This is a genomic window from Synechococcus sp. W65.1 (assembly GCF_047461615.1).
Classification (GTDB): Bacteria; Cyanobacteriota; Cyanobacteriia; order Thermostichales; family Thermostichaceae; genus Thermostichus.
In genome coordinates, this window is record NZ_JANSHI010000019.1 from 21745 (window position 1) to 39089 (window position 17345).

Consider the following 17345-nt stretch of genomic DNA (forward strand, 5'->3'; position numbering starts at 1 on the left):
GAAAACAGGAGAATCTCTACCGTGAGCGTGATCAACCAGCTCATCGAAACTGCAGATAACCAGCTGCGCTATCTCTCAGTTAGCGAGCTGCAAGCTATCCAAGACTACATGAGCAGCGGGGAAAGACGGCTGCAGATTGCTCAGGTGTTAACTGAGAATAGAAAGCGGATTATCGATCAGGCCCAGAAACAGCTATTTGCCAAGCGACCTGAATACCGACAACCTGGTGGCAACGCCTATGGGGAAAAGCGCTACAACCAGTGCCTGCGGGACTACGACTGGTACTTGCGTTTGGTAACCTACGGCATCGTCGCTGGCAGCAAGGAGCCAATCGAGTCCATTGGCCTGATAGGGGTGCGGGAAATGTACAACAGCCTCAACGTACCCATTGCCGGCATGATCGATGCGATGGTCTTTTTGAAGGAAGCAGCCCTCAGCTTGTTGGATCCCGATTCGGCTGCCGAGGCCGCTCCCTACTTTGACTACATCATCAATGCCCTGAGCTAGCTGCCCTTGGAGGAAAGGGAGGCTAGGGCCGCACGGGCGCAGGCGGCTACCTGTTCCTGGGGATCCTGGGCAAGCCGGGCAAGACCAGCTTGGGCAGCTTCCGTCCCTAACTTACTTAGGGCAATGCAGACGCGGTAGCGCAGTTGCCAATCCTCAGAAGCGATGAGGGGCTCCAGGTAGGGGATGGCCCGCGGATCCCCCAGATCCCCTAAAGCTGCAGCAGCGGCGGTGATTAGCAGTTCATTTCCTTCCTGGAGAGCCTGCACCAGCGTGTCGAAGGCGGCGGGGTTGCCTAGCTCGCCGAGGGCGGCAACGATGCTAAAGCGCACCAGCCACTCCGTCTCCCGCTGATAGGCCTCTAGGAGATCGGCCAGGGCCTGCGGCTGCTTGAGATCCCCCAGAGCAGCAGCAGCGGCAGCTCGCACGTCGAACTCGGGATCCTCCCGCAAAGACCGCTGCAGAATTGGCAAAAGGATGGCTGGATCGATCCCTTTTGCGGCCAGGGTGCCCAGTTGGCTGATGGCAGCGTAGCGGACGCGGGCATTTTCGTCGGCTACTGCCTGCTGCAACAGCGTCAAGCTTTCCGGCGGGGAGAGCTCTCTGGCCTTGTTAATAGCGCGCAGCCGCTCTCCCAAATCCTGAGAGTTCAACAGCTGCAGCAAGGCTGTCAGTGAAGGCGGATCCCCAGCAGTTGTTGTCATAGTTCTTTCCCTCCGTAGCTTTCTCTGGCTGTAGCAAAGAAGGAAAACTCAGTGTTATCATTCTGAAGCAGTGTGTGCCGTCTTTCGGTCCTATGGCCTTATTGCAGAAAGAAAAGCAGGAGATTATCGAGAGATATCGACTGCATGACACTGATACTGGCTCTGCCGATGTGCAAGTTGCCTTGCTAACCAGCCGCATCAACCAACTCTCGCAGCACCTTCAGAGAAACCCCAAGGACTTCAACTCCCGCCGCGGCTTGCTGATGATGATTGGTCGCCGCAAGCGACTGCTCAACTACATCGCTAAGCATCATCCCGAGCGCTTCCGGGAGCTGGTTGAACGGTTAAACATTCGGGTGAAGAAGTAGCTAGCTAGTCAAAGCACAGCCGAGGAGCTACCTCCGTGGGCAAATCTAGCCGCCATTCCAAAGCTTCTCAAGGCCGCCCCAGTCAGTCTGCTGGCCAGGGGGAGAAAAAGCCAGCCAAAGGAGAGCGGGCTGCTGTCATTCCCCCTGAGGTAAGCCAGCGCATGGTGCGGCGGATCCTAATTTTTTCTGGGATCCCTTCTACGCTTGGCCTAAGTAGCTTTGTTGTCAACTACTACCTTCTAACCAACCATGTGATAGCCCTGCCCCCCTACTTTACTTTGGTGGAGTCGCTGGCCTTTTTTGGCCTTGGCTTTTTGGGCATCAGCTACGGTGTCTTCTCGGCCTCTTGGGATCCAGAGCCCGGATCCCTGCTGGGGGTTAGTGAGTTCCGCCGCAACCTAGGCATTTTCCTCCAGCAATGGCGCGAAGCAGCAAGCGGCTCTGCCTCTTCGAAAGCCGACGAGACCTAGCTGCTTTGTGCTCTGGCTGGAGGGGTTCAAAACAAGCTGTTGGGGCTATAGCCGCACCTCAGTTCCCTCAAAGAACCCACGGATGATCAAAATGGCCCCTTCCTGGCTAGGAGCATTTCCTGGTTCATCCGCCGTACCGCCTTCAACGTTGCCGGTGGGGAACTCTTGTTCTAGAAACCATTGGCCAGAAATTCGATCTGCAGAAGTGGTTGAGTCAAAGATAAGGTTCAGGTTTCCCCTTTGAACGCCACCCCCTACGTCAAGCCGGTTAAACGGCCCCGCTAATTGTGCTCCAGCCAGGGTGCGGAAGACGAAATCTCCTGTGGTGGGCACAATGCCCTGAAGGATAACGGGCTCAAGGTTGGTTCCTTCCACAGGCGAGCCGGGCAGGGTACCTGTAGAGCGCTCTGTGCGCAATGAGAAAAAGTAATCAAAGGCTGTAGGAGCATCTGGACGCCCAGGGACAGGTAACTGGGGAATCGGTGTGGGGAAAGGTCGCGGTGGCGGGCTGACCTGGACAAAGTTGAGGACTGTGCTGGTGTTGGCCGGATCAAACTCCGCCTGAACACGACCGTTCAACAGGCGCCGGATGCGAACCAACTGATTGGGCAAGATGTTCGGTCGACTCGGATCCGGAGCAAACAGCACTGACTGGGTACCCACCTGGGCGGGACGGTAAACGATCTCCGCCTGGTTGGGGCGGAAGTTCAGGCGGGCATAGAGAGCCAAGGCATCTTCAGGAGTGCCATCACCTGCAACACCTCGCTGCCGCACCACAAAGCTGGCGGAGAAATTGCCCGTTTGGAGAATAGCGACTACAGGACCTTGAGGTGGAGGAGGGTTGACAAAGCTTCCTGCTGGTGGGTTGCCGTTGGGGCCAGGATCTTCATAGAGTACCCCTGTGGTAGGGACAATGAGAGAAGAGTCCCCCTCGAGAACGACCTGACTGCCATTTCTGTTCACCAGAATGCGACGCACAGTGAGCGTTAAAACGGTTTTGTCATCTCGGACAGCTCTGAAGGTGGTGTTCACTCGGATGCGCTGGTCGTTGGGGTTTGTCGAAATTGCAACCAGCCCGGCGATATTGAATTGCGTAGACAGCCTACCGTCGTTGGGGCCGAAGGCAATAAGATTCACCAGCGGTGTGGTTTGCCCAATTTGGATGGCCAGGGTGCTGGAGCGAAGAGTTGAGTCAATCGTCAGCTCACTGGCTGGGATCTCGTTCACAGGCAAGATGCGGGCTTCAACATTGGCGATGCGAGCTTCACCGCTGCCTTGGAGGGGGTTGGTGCGCACAGGGATCCCGTTGTCAAACCTCGGATTGACATAGTCCAAGCGGAGGCTGGTGGTCTCCAGCACCGAGCCGGGGGTAAAGCGATACTCCTGGGCCGAGACAAACGCTGTGGGATCCACCTGGACAGGCCCAGGTAGGGTTGGCGCCTCATTGACCTCGCCGCAGCCCCCTAAGAGCAAAACCCCACACAACACTGCCAATGATCGACCTTTGAAGTTCATACGGCACTGCCTCACACACCCTAATCTGGGGAAATTCACACACAAAATGGAGGGGAAGGCACCCAACCCCCAACGCTACAGGTAGGCTGGTTGCCCCTGCTCGAGGCTATGATACCCCATATCTAGGGGATGGGCCATTTCCAGAACAATTTCTTGCATTTGCTCTGCCGCTGGCTTGACAACGCTCTGAGATGCAGTAGAACTAACGGCAGACATTCCCCCTTGAAACGGGATCTCCACGTAATCTTGCCAATGCACATGGGCAGATTCAGTGGATCTCGGCTGGACGCAGTTGGAAGAACTTGCTGTGGTGTGAGTGAGTGGAGACTTCCCTGATGAAACGACGTTCTGGTTCAGCCCTTGGCCGTGGTGGCCTTTCCCTTCTGGTGACTTGGGCTTCGCTGGCCCTGGCCGCTGGTTGCAGCAGCGAGACTACCAGCGGGCTGCCGCCTCTCTTGACTGCCGATGGGTCTACACCTCCCCCCGTGGCCGTGGCTCCCACCATTTCACCCAACCTCACGCCCATCACCTTCCGCCCCGGGCCGGACTTTGCCCCCATCACCCCGCCGCCAGTTCAACCCGATCTGCCGGATCCGCCTCAATTTGGGCCAGGGGGCGGCTTCAACGTCGACCAGCCGTTTGCATCGCTCTCTTACAGGGTGGATTTAACCAACCTAATTGTTCGAGGAGGGATAGCAAGCGTAGACATCCAGGTTCTGAACATCACTTGTGGAACAGATGTTACTGGCGTGATCCGGCCTGAGGCCATAAGTCAGTTCAGAAACTTGCTAGTTGGGAGAGGCAACACATTTGCCGACGCTAACGGCTTCAACTTTAGCTACACGTTTCCAACGGATCCTAGGTTTTTCGATGACTTGAGGATTTTTTCAAAGGGAATTAGGAGGATCGAGAACCGAGAAATACTGACAGGAGATGACATTGTTTTTGTCCTAACTATTAGAGATGCTTTTGGACAAGTTTTGCGGGTTGATGACTCAATTTTCAATCCAGGGGAAACTCGAAGCGAGGTTCGCGGCTCTGCAATTCCACCCTGTGGCAACCTTCCTCAGCCAACTCCTACTCCTCTGCCGCCTGTACCTACGCCTACCTCAGGCCCCACTCCTGTGCCAACGCCGGTTCCTGTGAGAGTGGGACCCTCGCCCCTGTTTGCTCGCTTCCTACTGCCCAATCCAGCGCCGGTCAATACACCTGTTACCCTCACCTTTGTGGTCGATAACCGACTGGCTGGCGCTATTCCCTTGAGTGGTCTCAGCTTCCAGGCAGTCTTGCCAGAGGGGCTAGTCGTGGCCAATCCTCCCACACCTGCCGGCATTGCCAATCCAAATACCTGCGGGGGCACTTTGGGCGCAATACCGGGAACAGGGATCATCAACCTTTCGGGCGGAGTTCTAGCAGCAGGTGCTACTTGCGAGGTGAACGTCTCCATTCAAGCAACGGCTCCTGGGATCTACACATTGCCGCTGCTATTTGTGCCGAACAATCAGACTCTACCCAGTGCAGCTCCTCCCATCACTCTAGTAGCTAACTAGCAGCCAATGGTGATGCGGCTTTGGAGAGGACTTCCGTTTTGTAAGCGAAGGTGGCAGGAAATGAAGGTGCAAAAGTTCAAGACTGAAAGAAGTTGGTTGCGGGCTTTAGGCAGCGCGGGGGCTGTTTTCTTCACTACGGCAAGCTTGATCGGCTGTCAGCAATCCAACGACAAAAGCGCCACTAGCTTTGTTCCTGGGCCGATCATTCCGCCGCAAACGCCCAGCGTACCTACCGGAGGCACTGAGGTGGGTTTACCTCCTATAGCCCCAGGGATCCCTTTACCAACTCCTACCATTGCTATCCAACCTCCTCTCCCAGCCCCAACCATTCCTCCGATTCCCTCTCCTGCTCCTGTTCCCACCATTAAGGCGGAGATCCCTGTTCCTTCTACCCCTTTCCCTCCCCCGACGCCGTTCCCTGTTGAGAAAGTTAGCGTTACGCCGGAAAAAGTTGTGTTTGCGGAAGGCACAACTGTTGGTTCTACCGAAACTATAACCCTTACGCCTTCCAAAGCTCCTGCTAATGGCAGTTTGGTGTTGAAGGTGGAAAGCAATAACCCACAGGTGGTGGGTGTTTCTACAACAGCTGCCTCTTTCGTAACTGTTGTCATTCCACCGGGATCCGAGGATAAGCCCACAGTTACATTAACCCGTTTGATCCCGGCCACTCAGGAAGGCAATGCCACCATAATAGTTACCCGCGACCCTGCCACAACAGCTGTCAATTACCCGGTGGGCAGTGTGAATGTTCTTGTGCCGGTTAAGGTATTGCAGAAAGCGCCGCCTACCATTACGGTTACCCCTTCGACGATAGAGTTTCTCGATAATGACATAGTTGGGGCTACCAAGGTTGTCAGGGTCGAACTCGCAGCCCCTCCGATTGGTGGGCAGGTTGTTTTGGATGTCAGCGGAACTCCTAACCCCTTTGGGGCGGGCGCTCCGTTCACTGTTTCGACCTCTACTCTCCTCTTTAAGGAAGGTAGCAAAGGGCCTCAAGAATTCGGAGTTATTCGACTAACGGAAGGGGTATTCACTGGCTCCATCACTATTAAGCTTAACCCATCCTTAACTACTGCCAGCAACTTCCTGACCAGTGGTATTAACTTTGTGATTCCTGTGAAATCAGCTGTAGGTTCTATCCAGCTTGAATATGGGGATTCAGTATCAGTAGATTGCACCAACAGCCTTGGTAAGCTAGTCATCGTAAGTCCAAAAATTACCATCCAAGGTAGAGTCCTTAGACCCCTAACTTTCAAGGCAGAGCCTGAACCTCCACCGCCAGATGGCTTTTCGTTTGACAGGCCAACGGGGGCAATCAAGGTGCAGTGTCCAGCCACCAAAGACACTCCTCCCATTGGCTCTACTCTCTTGACATTGGTGACTGTTACGGACTCTTCTAGTCCTCCTATCTCGGCGCAGGCACGTGTGAACATTACAGTTAAGTAGACGATACATGCCTGGCTTGTATGAATGTCCAAGACCATCTTGGGTGAGACTGTTGAGCTACACCCAATCGGCTTTTCTTTTGCTGCACTGGTAACGGTTACTAACTCTTCGACTCCCCCAATTGCAGCTCAGAAGTTTGCAGCGGTCAAAGTCGAGTAGCACATATCGTGTCAGTTCCTTTGCAGAGCCAACTTTCTGGGTTGGCTCCCACTCCATCAATCGTCGGAGGGCAGGTCTGTAGCAGCCTCTCTTGCAGCGGACCTAGCATAGCAGCGCCTTACCTCAAGAGGAAGAAAGTCCGCGGCTGGTGACCCTGCAAGCCCTCCAGCAGAGCCCTCCTTTTCTGGAGAGACAAAGCCTTACTCTGGGGATCGTTCAAGACCCGCCTACGCAACAGGCAGAGCTTCGGGAGTGGTGAACCATGCTAGGAGGAGGCGGCTGCCATCTCCCGTGCCAGGACCCATTCCACCAAGGTGCGCACGCCGTAGCCAGTAGCGCCTTTGTTGGTGTAGCCCGAGTCTTTTTCGGCCCAGACGGGACCAGCTATGTCTAAGTGGGCCCAGGGGGTTTTCTCCACAAACTGCTTAAGGAAGAGGGCAGCAGTGATGGAGCCGCCAGAGCGAGGACCGGTGTTTTTCATGTCGGCTACGGTGGAGCTGAGGCCCTCGAAATAGCTCTCTTCCAGGGGTAAGCGCCAAATCTTCTCGCCCGAGAGGTTGGCTGCCTGCTGCAGCTCCTGGGCCAGCTTCTCGTCGGGGGTGAAGAGGCCGGCGATTTCCTCTCCTAGGGCAATGACGCAGGCGCCGGTCAAGGTCGCTAGGTCAACAATGGCGTCCACCCCTAGTTTCTCGGCAAACACTAGGGCATCGGCCAGGGTGAGACGGCCCTCGGCATCGGTGTTGTTGACCTCGATGGTCTTGCCGTTGGAAGCGGTGAGGATGTCTCCCGGGTGCAGGGCCCGACCGCTAATCATGTTTTCCGTGGCGGCCACGATAAAATGCACCTCTACCCGCGGCTTGAGGGCAGCTAGCGCACGGGCCGCTCCCAAGACGGCTGCCGCCCCGCCCATGTCGGTTTTCATCATGGCAATGCTGCGGGAGTCGGTTTTGATGTTGAGGCCGCCGGAGTCGAAGGTGAGGCCCTTGCCCACCAAGGCCAACTTGGCAACAGGCTCCCCTTCCTTGGGCTTGTAGGTGAGGTGGATAAACTGAGGCGGCAGATCCGAGGCTTGGGCCACGCCTAGGAAAGCCCCCATGCCTAGGGCTTTGCACTCTTCCCGCCCCAGGATCTCCACCTCTAGGCCGTAGTCTTGGGCCAGTTGCCGGGCAGTGTCAGCCAGGGCAGGGGGCGTGACGACGTTGGCGGGAGCAGCCACCAGTTCGCGGGCCAGGATCGTCCCGGCAGCCATCTCGGTGGCCCGCTGAAGGGCGTTCTCACAGTCTTGGCGGGCCTGGGCCAGTCCCGGCACCAAGAGCGTGACTTCTTCAACGGCAAAGCCGCGCTCTTCGTCGGGCTTGGGGGGAGATTTGAAGCGGTTATCCTGGTGGGCCACTAGGAGGCTGGCTTCAACTACCGCCTGCACTGCTCGCCCCTGATCCAAGCCAGTTTCCGGCAAAGACAGCACTACCTGCTTGGCTTTAAGGCTGTGGGCTTGGCGCAGGCCGTTGGCAGTAGCCCGCCGCAGTCCTTCCAGGGTTAGTGCCGCCGGATCCCCCAGCCCCACCAGCACCAGCTTGCGGATAGGCCCTGGCAGGCGCAGGGCGAGGCTGCTGTTGGGCTTGCCCTGAAACTTCTGTTCTTGAACCGCTTCCGCCACCAGCCCCGACCATACCTTCTCGTCCAGGGAAGCGATCTCAGCAGGCAGCGGGAAGGTGGCGTTTTCGCCGCTGGGGGCAAAGCAGTAGACCAGGGCACATTCGGCCTGCGTTAGAGGTGGCTCGCCAAGACGAAGCTGCATGGGAAACCTTTGGCCAAGCTAGGGACAGCAGACTCTCAGTGTAGCCAATTCCGCCACTTCTGGGCCAGGGGATATGGGCCTTTCCAGTCAATAGCCTTTAATCAGAAAGGGAGAGACCCAAGGTATGGTCTGGCGGCGTTCCATCCTTCAGCTTGGGGTTATTGCCTGCGCAATGCTCCTTGCCCTGGCGGTAGGCGGAGTGGGATCCCTGGCTCAGGCGCAGAGACCCCTGGAAGAGCTGCCGCAGCCGGTTCGCCTCAAGCTGCCCCCAGGCCTAGCCCGCTACGCCTACGACAAGTCGGCGGGAGACTACTTCGAAGAGATCGAGCCGCTGCTGCCAGGCGGAGCTTATGCCCAGTGGGCCTTCTACCCCATCCCCGTCTACATCCAGGGGGATCACCCCCAGTGGAAAGCCTTTGTGGAGCGGGCGGTGAAGGAGTGGTCGGCCTATATCCCGCTCAAGGTGGTAGCCAAAGAAGAGGAGGCCTTCTACGGGATGAGCATCTACCGCGTTCCTCCCATTGGCAAGGGAATAGCGGGGGCAGCCCGCCCAGAGTTTTTCTTCGCCGCCGATGGTTCGCTGCAGCAGCGGGTGCGCATTGTTATCATCGAAGGCCAGGGGCTGGCAGAAGTTACGGCAGTGGCTCGGCACGAGATTGGCCATGGGCTGGGGCTGTGGGGCCATAGTCCCAACCCGCGGGATCTGATGTACGGCGGCCACCACGCCGAGGCCACTGGCAATCGCCGCCTGCTGCGGGTGCCCACCATCACCAAACGGGATCTCAACACCCTAAAGCGGGTTTACGAGCAGCCTACCCTCATGGGCCAGGTCTTCCCGGAAAGCTACCGCCGCCTCTTTGGCCAGGTCTGGGGGGAAAGGCCGTTTCAGAGGGCTTTTGGGGTTGCCGGCAGCTAGAGGCGTAGGAGTTGCCATACCCCCTTTAGTGCCATTGCTAGGAGAAAAAAGAGCAACTGGGTGGCAACAATGCTGGGTCCGGAGGGCAGATTAAAGGCTGCCGAAAGGAGGATCCCCAGCACGGCGCTCAAGCCTCCCAAGGCCATGGCTAGCAGCACATAGGTTGTAAAGCTGGATCCCAAAAGCCGCGCCGTCGAGGCGGGGATGACCACAAAGGCGCTCACCAACAGCACCCCCACCGAGCGGATCGACAGCGCCACCACCAAAGCCAGCAGCACCACAAAGGCTAGCCGCTGCCAGCCCACTTCCACCCCTCGCGCCCGCGCCAGCGACTCGTCCAGGGTAAGCAGCATCTGAGCAGGCAAGGTCAGGGCGATGTACCCTAGGGCAAGTAACAGGAGCAGGCTGCTCATCCACAAAGCTGGCAGGCCAATGCCCAAGATATCCCCGAAGAGCAGTTGGTTGAGGTTGCCGCGGTAGCCAGGGATCAAGCTCAAGCCGAGGATGGCTAGGGCCAGGGAGGAAGAGTAGATGATGTTTAGCACCGTATCCGGCGAAAGCTGGGTGCGTTCCAGGATAAAGGTCACGCCCAGGGCAAACACCACCCCAAACCCCATCAGCACCGCCGTAGGATTCAGCCCCAGGGCTACTCCCGCGACAATACCCAAGAGCGCCGAATGCCCCAGGGCATCGCTGAAAAACGCCAACTGCCGAAAGATGACAAAACTGCCCAGCAGTCCCCCCGTCACCCCTGTGAGGACCCCGCCTAGGAGGGCCCGCTGCATGAAGGGCAACTGCAGCAATTCCACCACCCGCACCCAGGTCTCCGGCATTTCCCCTCCTCAGTGATGGTGGATGTAGCGGGCAAACTCGGGGCCGTAGACGCAGCTCAGCATCTCTGGGGCCAAGGCCACCTCGGGGGATCCCTGGCAGATCAGGGAGCGATTGAGGCACAACACGCGGTCGCAATGGCGGGACACCACTTCCAGGTCGTGGGAGACTTGTAGGATGGTCCAGCCCAGGGATCGGCGCAGCTCTTCCAACATCCGATAGAACTCCCCTTCGCTGGGGCTATCCAAGCCGGCGGGGGCCTCGTCCAGCACCAGCAGCCGCCGCGGCCAGACTAGGCAATAGGCCAACAGCACCCGCTTCAGCTCGCCGCCGCTTAGTTGACCCAGGAGTTTAGAGGCCAGGTGTAGAGCCTCGGCCCGTTGCAAGGCTTTCTGGACGGCTTCCTGCCGAGCAGCTTGCTGCTGCCAGGGCCAGCGAGGTTTGAGGGATCCCCAGCCCAGGGCAACAAACTCGGCCACGGTCAGGGGAATGGCGGGGTTGAACTGCAACCGCTGGGGCACGTAGGCAATCTGCTGCCGCACTTTCTGGGGCAAGTACCCCGACAGGCGCAGCGGCTCTCCCAGAATGCAAATCGAGCCACACTGCCGCGGCAGGATGCCCAGGATGGCCTGCACCAACGTGCTCTTGCCGGCACCATTGGGGCCGACAATGGCGGTATGGGATCCCGCCTCCAGCGCAAACGACACATTCTGCACGGCCAACTGGGATCCCCGATAGACCGTCAGCCCCTCCACCCAAAGGACAACTTCGCCCAAGTGGGAGGTCATCGCCCCCTCGCCAGCAGGTGTTCGAGGGCAGCTTGGCCCACCACGGGCAACTGCAGGGGAACCCAGGCCTTTTCCTTCTCAAAGGCGGAGACCAGGTTCTCCACGTTTTGCCGCATGACGGTTAGGTAGTACTCCGGCTCCAGACCCTCTGGGCCAGCCGTTTCGATGGGATCGAAAACGCGAACTTGGATCCCTAGGTCTCTGGCCAAAACCTCAAAGGGGTTGTCTTTGCCCACTTGAGGCTCCACTAGGATGGTCTTTAAGCCCGACTGCCGTACCGTCTCCATGACCCGCCGCACATCTTCCGGAGAGGGATTGGCTTCCGGGATCTCCACCAAGAACTCGGCCTTGAGGTTGTAACGCTCGGCAAAGTAGGGGGCAAAGTTGTGGAAGACCACAAACTTTTTCCCTGCAAAGGGGGCTAGGCGCCGCTCAATTTCCTCGTCCAAAGCCTTGAGCTTCTCGATAAAGGCAGCCGCGTTGGTGCGGTAAATCTCTGCCCCCTCGGGATCCGCAGCCATGAGGCCGTCGCGGATGTTTTCCACCTGCCGGATGGCCCGCCGCGGATCCAGCCAGATGTGGGGGGTTAACTCGCCGTGGCTGTGCTCATGAGGGTGACTGTGGGAGTGTCCATGGCTGTGGCCGTGGGAATGCCCATGGCCGTGGCCATGCTTTGGCTCCTCCGTCTGCAGAGTCGGGATCCCTTGGCTGCTGTCAATGAGGCGCAGCTTGGGGTTTCCAGCGTTGGCGATCAATCCCTCCAGGAAGGTCTCCATTCCCAACCCATTGATCACCAGCACATCTGCCTGGGCCAGCAGACGCGCATCTTCGGGCCGAGCCTGAAAGCTGTGGGGCCCCATCTGGGGAGGGATTAGAGGCCTCACCTCCGCCCGCTCTCCCGCCACGGCGCGGGTAAATTGCGTTACCGGCAGGATGGTGGTCACCACCTTCGGGGGGTCGGATCCCTGCTGGGCCTGGGGCTCTTCCCGGCGTGTCTGTGAGCAGCCCAGGATCCCAACTGAGAGAGCGGCCACCAGCAAGACCAGCGACCGCACAGGTTGAGCCAAACGCGGAGAGTTAGTCCTATTGGTCATGGGCCCCAACACCTCACGAGACAACAGAGGCGGCAGCGTCGGAAGCGCCTAACTGCTGGAAAGTCAAGGCCCGCTGCTGGAGCAGGGCAAACATGCTCACCAGGCCGTTGCTGCGGGAAGGGCTAAGGCTGAAGTTAAGACCCATCTCCCGCACGAAATTCAGGGAAACCCCCAAAATTTCCTCCGGCGCTAGGCCACTTAGCCCCTCCACCAGAATGGCCACCAAGCCCTTGACCAACTGGGCATCGGCATCTCCCTGGATGTAGACCTTGCCGTCCCTCAATTCGGTGGCTAGCCACACCCGCGAAGCGCAACCCCGCACCAGATTCTCCTCCGTCCGCTGCGACTCGGGAAAAGGGGGCAGGCGCTTGGCATAGGCCAAGAGCAACTCGTACTTCTGACGAGGGGTTTTGGCCTTTTGAAAGCGACCTACAATCTGCCGCAGAGCTTCGGGCATCAACCCACTGGCTGAATGAGAATGATAATCAAAATCGTAGCACGCTGCCTCAGCGCCTGCCGACGCTGTCAGGGGCAGCCTAGGTCAGCCAGCGCTTGGCGGGTATCCTAGACCTTGCTACCGCACCGAGCGATAGCCGCCTTTTACTCCCCTCGGGGAGAGGACCAGTTGCCAGAGCTGGCTAGCCCGGGCCTTGAAGCTACCGGCACTCATCAGGAGATAGAGCCGCCACATGCGGCGAAAGCGCTCATCGTAGCGGTCGGCTAATTTTGGCCATGCCTGCTCAAAATTGGCGTGCCAAGCTTTTAGGGTGGTCACGTAGTTGATGCCAAAGTTGTGCCAGTCTTCCAACACGAACAGGCCCTCGAAGGCCGCGGTTATTTGAAGAGGCGAGGGCAGCATCGAGTTGGGAAAAATGTAGCGCTCAGTCCACGGATCCCGACCTTGGTAGGCGACATTGGTGCCGATGGTGTGCAGAAGCAACAAACCATCGTCGGTCAGGAGGCGACGGGCTACCTGCATAAACGTTCGGTAGTTGCGGTAGCCCACATGCTCGAACATGCCCACCGAAAGAATCCGATCGAACTTTCCCTGGGTCTGGCGATAGTCTTCCAGCCGAATCTCCACCGGTAGGCCCCGGCAGCGTTCGCTGGCCAGTTTGGCTTGCTCTTTGGAAACAGTAATCCCCACAACCTGCACCCCGTAGCGTTCGGCCAGGTACTGGGCTGTGCCGCCCCAGCCACAGCCGATGTCGAGCACCCGCATGCCGGGTTGGAGTTCCAGCTTGCGGGCAATGAGGTCAAGCTTAGCTTCTTGGGCTTCATCCAGAGTTTGCGCGCCCCCATCCCAATAGGCACAGCTGTAGATCATGCGGCGATCCAGCATGGCCTCATAGAGATCGTTGCCAATGTCGTAGTGGCGCTGGCCAACCACAAATGCCCCCTTGCCCCGCTGGCGGTTGACAAAGTAACTGTCCAAAGCCACTAGAGGCTGAATTAGCCAACCCACCTGCTGCGGTGCCTGGGCAGTTAGGAGACGACAAACTAACTCATCAATGGCCTCGCAATCCCACCAGCCCTCCATGTAGGCCTCGCCAAAGCCCAGGGATCCATAGAGCAGGCAGCGCAGATATAGCCGCTCGTCGTGGACTTGCAGATCCCAGGGCCGCGAGCCGTTGACAGCTATATCGGCAGCCTCCAGAAGCCTAAGCCCATAGCGGCGCGCTAGCCGATGCCAGAGGGTGAGGTTTTTCCCCATTTTCTTTTCCCCCCAAAGGGGGGACTTGAGCTTGTAGCTGGTAGGGATTCTGGCAGATGTTTCCAATTTCCAGGGATCCCCCCGAAGGGGGAACTAATCATAGGTTTTGTGCGACTGGAAGATGTCGAGTTGAAGTTTCCAAGTTCTAGGGATCCCCCTGAAGGGGGAACGCTTTGTTTGGAGGTTGATATGGAGGCGAAAGTTGTTGGTTTTGTTTCCAACTTCTAGGGATCCCCCCGAAGGGGGAACTTTAGCCCCATTAAACCCAAGCAGCGCAAGGAATGCAAGGCCCATTTGCGAGGGATCCGGAAAAAAGTGGGCAAAAAGGGCTCCGGCGAGGGAGCTTTGGGGCCTGAAAGCCTTGTGGTGCAAGACGGGGTAGAAAAGGTTTCTTCTATCTCAAGGGCCAGATGACTTGAAAGTCATCAGCACCTCTCTTGAGCTCGTCGAGATACTTTCTCCTAGGATCCACCGTTGCCCCAAAAACAGTAACCACTTGGTAATCATCCAAATCGGCAATCCAAACCGGAGAAGGCACAGCACCACCCTGGACACCCCCGCACAAAAATCGGTCGTACTGGCCTTCCCCCCGCCGACCCAAGCGATGCAAAGTTGCCAGGGCATAGGGCTTGTCGGAATCTTCCCTGCCGCTACAGACCACGATCTTGCGGTTGGCATCCACTGCTTCCGGCCATTTATCCCTGTCAACTCGGCCAAAACTTTGTGGGCTGTTGGGGTTAATGGCTTGCTGGGTTAGAGTCTTGAGAGCCTCAAAGAAGCTGCCCAGTCGCTTTTGGAAAAGCTTCTGAAACTCGACCACCGATCCTGGCAGCTCCCAGAAGGGACTCTCTGACTTGGGAATTAGGGTAGAGCCGCGCCACCAGGGAGGCCGGTCGCGATCCTGGCGGGAGTAGCAGGGTCTTCTAGCACCTTGGCCCACACCCCCCAGATGGAACATCATCCAGGTGAGGTTAGTAAAGAGCCTTTTCACCGCCTCCTGCTCTGCTTGGGAAGCGTAATTTTGGCACTCGCTAGAAAAACTCAAGACAAGGATCCCTTCCTGTTGGCCTGCGGCTTCTCCTCGCTGATTGGGCTCCGGCCGAGAGACTTTGCCGTTCAGCAAATCCACATGGATCCAGCCGTGTTTTTGCTGGGGAGTGATGGCCCCAAAAAGTTGCCCCTCCCATTCCTGCACCTGCTTCACGGGCAAAACACCCAGGGCAAAGGTTCGAAACCAGTAGCGCAGCATGTTCTTAAAGGCTACCGGTCGGACTTCGGCAATTGATTTGTTGTCATACCGGTTCTTATCAGGTCTCCAGTTGACCACTTGCCGCCCGTGGATCAACTGACCCTCCAGCTCAAAAGGCAGCCGCAAGAATTCTCCCTTGTATTGAGATAGAGTTTTGCCAGTTTGAATCAGCCGACCGTAGCCGGTATTGACTTGGGATCCCACTCCTTGCTCCAGCCCGCGGATAAGCCATTCTTTCACTTGGGCTAACATCTCGTCGGTGCAGCCTGGGCCTTTGCGGATCCCGATTAAAAACGTGGCCTGTTTGAGAGAGAAAAAGACATTGGGATTTGCTTTATATTCCAAGCTGTTGCCATTCCATCTCCAAACGTTATTGGCAATATCAACAGCCAAGCCTCCCGACCTGGAGTTATCGGGATCCCCTTGTTTTTGAGTCTTGGTCGGCACAGGGTAGGCATCCAAAAAGATCACCTTGCCAGCACTATCTTTATCCTCAGCTTCTAGATGCCCAAGCCAGGGTGCCACTGCTTTATCTGCCTCCTCCCAAGACAGATTGTGCTTCTGCATCAACTCTCGAATAGCCTGGGCGCGGGCTACCCCCCGCAAGGTGGAGCTGGGAAGGTAAGGGATCCCTAAGTGATCGAAAGCAGGGAGCAGCATGCTCTCCGGGCCTTTGGCTCCACCGACTCGAATTCGCCAGGGACAGGTGACCTGAAAGGTGTTGCTGGCAATACGCTGGGTGCGCTCATTCAAAACCTTCAAGCGAGCTCCAAAGTTGATCCTGGTTTCCACTTGGTGCGCCAGCTCCGCCTTGGTGCCGTCTTTAAAAGCATCGAGCGGCGCTCGCATCCAGCGCAAATATTCAACAAAGCCGGCGGTGGGATCGGGGTTGGGCGTGGGATCCAAGGGGTGACCTAGCCACGGCGAGGGCTGAGAATTGTTTCCCCCTCGGCCACCACCTCCACCGCGCGGCTGGTTTCCCCCACCATTACCTCCTTTAGGTCGATTTTCCTGGGGTGGCTGGCGGCTGGGATCCCCTGGCCTGGGAGGACGAGGAAGCGGCTGGGGAGTGTTGCCAGGACGGGCAGAGCGATGACCAGTCATGGGATCTTCTCCAAAAAAGGGAAAAAGGGTTAGGAGTTGCCAAGAGTTTGCCGAAATTCACGCAGCATGGCGCTGGTGCCAATCTCTAAGGCCCGTTGAATGAGCTGAGGCACAAGCTTGGGGATGTCGAAGTCTGGAAAAAGCTGGCTGCGGCTGGATTCGACGTAGTCTTGCTCCTGCAAGATAAATATCCGCAAACTTCGCCCATCCAAGATCCAAACTTCTGGCACGCCAATAGCTTTGTAGGCATCGATAAAAGTTTGGGAAGTAACATCGGACTCAATGGCCAGATCGGGTGGGGGGAACAAATCAACATCGATCCTTCCCTCACAGCCACGCACCTGCTCCAGGTGATTGACATAGAAACAGGTGTCTGGTTCTACTCCAGCACTGCCAGATTTTTTGAGGGTTGTTGAGCCAAAATCTTCCCAGTCTCTCCCCTGAGCATCGAGGAGGGCTTTTACAATATCTCCAGCGATGCGATGAGGGCGTTCATGCTTGGATAAGGGAGACATAATCTCGAAAGTTCCATTGCAGTAGGCAATGCGAGTATGGCGATCTTCGCCCAGCTCTTCCAGAATGTTCTCGCAGTCTTGCCAGGTCAACGAATGGATGACCACTCGGCTCCCCTCTTGGAGGTGGATAGACTGCAGGGGAATGGCTACACCCATTACTCTCCTCCTTTGACGTCGTGGTAGATGGCCGTGGCCCAAAAGCCAAACTCCTGAGCTAAAGCCAGACCCAGTCCTGTGAGGCCCAGATACTCTTCAACTCCCAATTGCATAATTAGAGCTAGCAATTCCTTTTTGGCCAGAGATCTCCTCTAGACAACTAAAAGATTCCTTGACCACTTGCTTTTTGCCCTCTTGGCTGAGGGCATTCTCTTCTGCCTTAAGGCGCAGTAGGCCCCAGGTGGAAGGTAGTGTCGCGTATTTTGTGGGTTAAGCATGGAGGGCGGAATGGACCGAGAGGAGCTTAAGAGGTTGACCAAGGAGGAGATCAGCCGGCGCATCCGGGAAGGGGTCAAGGCCGTCATAGTGCCCCGCACCGCTTACGCGAACGAGCAGGTGTTGGAAGAAGAGATGACCGAGCACCTGGCTGCGGGTTACCGTGAGCGCACCCCAAGCCGCCGCGG

At 57.4% G+C, this 17345-nt stretch carries 16 protein-coding genes; 6 read left to right on the forward strand and 10 right to left on the reverse strand.

What is annotated here, in order from left to right; all coding sequences use genetic code 11:
• Positions 1–21 precede the first annotated feature (21 nt).
• Positions 22–507, forward strand: coding sequence for an allophycocyanin subunit alpha-B (gene apcD, locus NW806_RS10045; RefSeq protein WP_414410991.1), 486 nt, complete (start codon positions 22–24; stop codon positions 505–507).
• Here apcD and NW806_RS10050 read toward each other — a convergent pair.
• Positions 504–1208 carry a HEAT repeat domain-containing protein gene (locus NW806_RS10050; protein WP_414410992.1) on the reverse strand — a complete coding sequence of 235 codons (705 nt, stop codon included), beginning with the start codon at positions 1206–1208 and terminating at the stop codon, positions 504–506. The genes apcD and NW806_RS10050 overlap by 4 nt on opposite strands.
• A gap of 92 nt (positions 1209–1300) precedes the next feature.
• Here NW806_RS10050 and rpsO point away from each other — a divergent pair, with 92 nt between their 5' ends.
• Both rpsO and NW806_RS10060 read left to right on the forward strand, forming a co-directional pair.
• Positions 1301–1576 (forward strand): 30S ribosomal protein S15, encoded by a 276-nt coding sequence (gene rpsO / locus NW806_RS10055; protein WP_414395636.1) that lies wholly within the window; start codon positions 1301–1303, stop codon positions 1574–1576.
• A 35-nt stretch (positions 1577–1611) separates the two neighbouring features.
• On the forward strand, positions 1612–2046 hold the full coding sequence (locus NW806_RS10060) for a PAM68 family protein (protein WP_414410993.1): 435 nt from the start codon (positions 1612–1614) through the stop codon (positions 2044–2046).
• A gap of 45 nt (positions 2047–2091) precedes the next feature.
• On the opposite strand, the gene NW806_RS10065 is transcribed toward NW806_RS10060, so the two are convergent.
• Positions 2092–3561, reverse strand: a complete 1470-nt coding sequence (locus NW806_RS10065; protein WP_414410994.1) for a hypothetical protein — start codon at positions 3559–3561, stop codon at positions 2092–2094.
• Between the two features lie 335 nt (positions 3562–3896).
• On the opposite strand from NW806_RS10065, the gene NW806_RS10070 reads away from it, so the two are divergent.
• Together NW806_RS10070 and NW806_RS10075 are read left to right on the forward strand one after the other, a co-directional pair.
• A complete protein-coding gene (locus NW806_RS10070; RefSeq protein WP_414410995.1) occupies positions 3897–5111 on the forward strand; it encodes a hypothetical protein in 1215 nt (404 codons plus the stop codon).
• Between the two features lie 60 nt (positions 5112–5171).
• Positions 5172–6557, forward strand: coding sequence for a hypothetical protein (locus tag NW806_RS10075; protein WP_414410996.1), 1386 nt, complete (start codon positions 5172–5174; stop codon positions 6555–6557).
• Positions 6558–6981: 424 nt separating this feature from the next.
• Here the strand turns inward: NW806_RS10075 and NW806_RS10080 are convergent, their stop codons facing one another.
• Positions 6982–8514, reverse strand: a complete 1533-nt coding sequence (locus NW806_RS10080; protein WP_414410997.1) for a leucyl aminopeptidase — start codon at positions 8512–8514, stop codon at positions 6982–6984.
• 124 nt (positions 8515–8638) lie between these two features.
• Here NW806_RS10080 and NW806_RS10085 point away from each other — a divergent pair, with 124 nt between their 5' ends.
• Positions 8639–9430 (forward strand): hypothetical protein, encoded by a 792-nt coding sequence (locus tag NW806_RS10085; protein WP_414410998.1) that lies wholly within the window; start codon positions 8639–8641, stop codon positions 9428–9430.
• Here the strand turns inward: NW806_RS10085 and NW806_RS10090 are convergent.
• The 7 genes from NW806_RS10090 to NW806_RS10120 form a co-directional block, all read right to left on the reverse strand.
• The gene (locus NW806_RS10090) at positions 9427–10263 is read right to left on the reverse strand and encodes a metal ABC transporter permease (protein WP_414410999.1); all 837 of its coding nucleotides are present in this window, start codon (positions 10261–10263) and stop codon (positions 9427–9429) included. The two genes, NW806_RS10085 and NW806_RS10090, sit on opposite strands and share 4 nt — an antisense overlap.
• 9 nt (positions 10264–10272) lie before the next feature.
• Positions 10273–11049 (reverse strand): metal ABC transporter ATP-binding protein, encoded by a 777-nt coding sequence (locus NW806_RS10095; protein ID WP_414411000.1) that lies wholly within the window; start codon positions 11047–11049, stop codon positions 10273–10275.
• Positions 11046–12143: a metal ABC transporter solute-binding protein, Zn/Mn family gene (locus tag NW806_RS10100; protein ID WP_414411001.1), complete on the reverse strand. Its 1098-nt coding sequence runs from the start codon at positions 12141–12143 to the stop codon at positions 11046–11048. Before NW806_RS10100 ends, NW806_RS10095 begins: the two co-directional genes overlap by 4 nt.
• A gap of 13 nt (positions 12144–12156) precedes the next feature.
• Positions 12157–12600, reverse strand: a complete 444-nt coding sequence (locus tag NW806_RS10105; protein ID WP_414411002.1) for a SufE family protein — start codon at positions 12598–12600, stop codon at positions 12157–12159.
• Positions 12601–12717: 117 nt separating this feature from the next.
• Positions 12718–13857, reverse strand: coding sequence for a cyclopropane fatty acyl phospholipid synthase (gene cfa / locus NW806_RS10110; RefSeq protein ID WP_414411003.1), 1140 nt, complete (start codon positions 13855–13857; stop codon positions 12718–12720).
• Between the two features lie 394 nt (positions 13858–14251).
• Positions 14252–16210, reverse strand: coding sequence for an RAMP superfamily CRISPR-associated protein (locus NW806_RS10115; RefSeq protein ID WP_414411004.1), 1959 nt, complete (start codon positions 16208–16210; stop codon positions 14252–14254).
• A gap of 29 nt (positions 16211–16239) precedes the next feature.
• Positions 16240–16881 (reverse strand): Uma2 family endonuclease, encoded by a 642-nt coding sequence (locus tag NW806_RS10120; RefSeq protein WP_414411005.1) that lies wholly within the window; start codon positions 16879–16881, stop codon positions 16240–16242.
• Between the last annotated feature and the right edge of the window lie 464 nt (positions 16882–17345).

Bases quoted from the DNA above. Each gene is read 5' to 3' on its own strand.
- rpsO (WP_414395636.1), top strand. From the start codon at position 1,301: ATGGCCTTATTGCAGAAAGAAAAGCAGGAGATTATCGAGAGATATCGA.
- NW806_RS10080 (WP_414410997.1), bottom strand. From the start codon at position 8,514: ATGCAGCTTCGTCTTGGCGAGCCACCTCTAACGCAGGCCGAATGTGCC.
- cfa (WP_414411003.1), bottom strand. From the start codon at position 13,857: ATGGGGAAAAACCTCACCCTCTGGCATCGGCTAGCGCGCCGCTATGGG.
- NW806_RS10100 (WP_414411001.1), bottom strand. From the start codon at position 12,143: ATGACCAATAGGACTAACTCTCCGCGTTTGGCTCAACCTGTGCGGTCG.
- NW806_RS10050 (WP_414410992.1), bottom strand. From the start codon at position 1,208: ATGACAACAACTGCTGGGGATCCGCCTTCACTGACAGCCTTGCTGCAG.
- NW806_RS10090 (WP_414410999.1), bottom strand. From the start codon at position 10,263: ATGCCGGAGACCTGGGTGCGGGTGGTGGAATTGCTGCAGTTGCCCTTC.
- NW806_RS10075 (WP_414410996.1), top strand. From the start codon at position 5,172: ATGAAGGTGCAAAAGTTCAAGACTGAAAGAAGTTGGTTGCGGGCTTTA.
- NW806_RS10115 (WP_414411004.1), bottom strand. From the start codon at position 16,210: ATGACTGGTCATCGCTCTGCCCGTCCTGGCAACACTCCCCAGCCGCTT.
- NW806_RS10120 (WP_414411005.1), bottom strand. From the start codon at position 16,881: ATGGGTGTAGCCATTCCCCTGCAGTCTATCCACCTCCAAGAGGGGAGC.
- NW806_RS10065 (WP_414410994.1), bottom strand. From the start codon at position 3,561: ATGAACTTCAAAGGTCGATCATTGGCAGTGTTGTGTGGGGTTTTGCTC.
- NW806_RS10095 (WP_414411000.1), bottom strand. From the start codon at position 11,049: ATGACCTCCCACTTGGGCGAAGTTGTCCTTTGGGTGGAGGGGCTGACG.
- NW806_RS10105 (WP_414411002.1), bottom strand. From the start codon at position 12,600: ATGCCCGAAGCTCTGCGGCAGATTGTAGGTCGCTTTCAAAAGGCCAAA.
- NW806_RS10070 (WP_414410995.1), top strand. From the start codon at position 3,897: ATGAAACGACGTTCTGGTTCAGCCCTTGGCCGTGGTGGCCTTTCCCTT.
- NW806_RS10085 (WP_414410998.1), top strand. From the start codon at position 8,639: ATGGTCTGGCGGCGTTCCATCCTTCAGCTTGGGGTTATTGCCTGCGCA.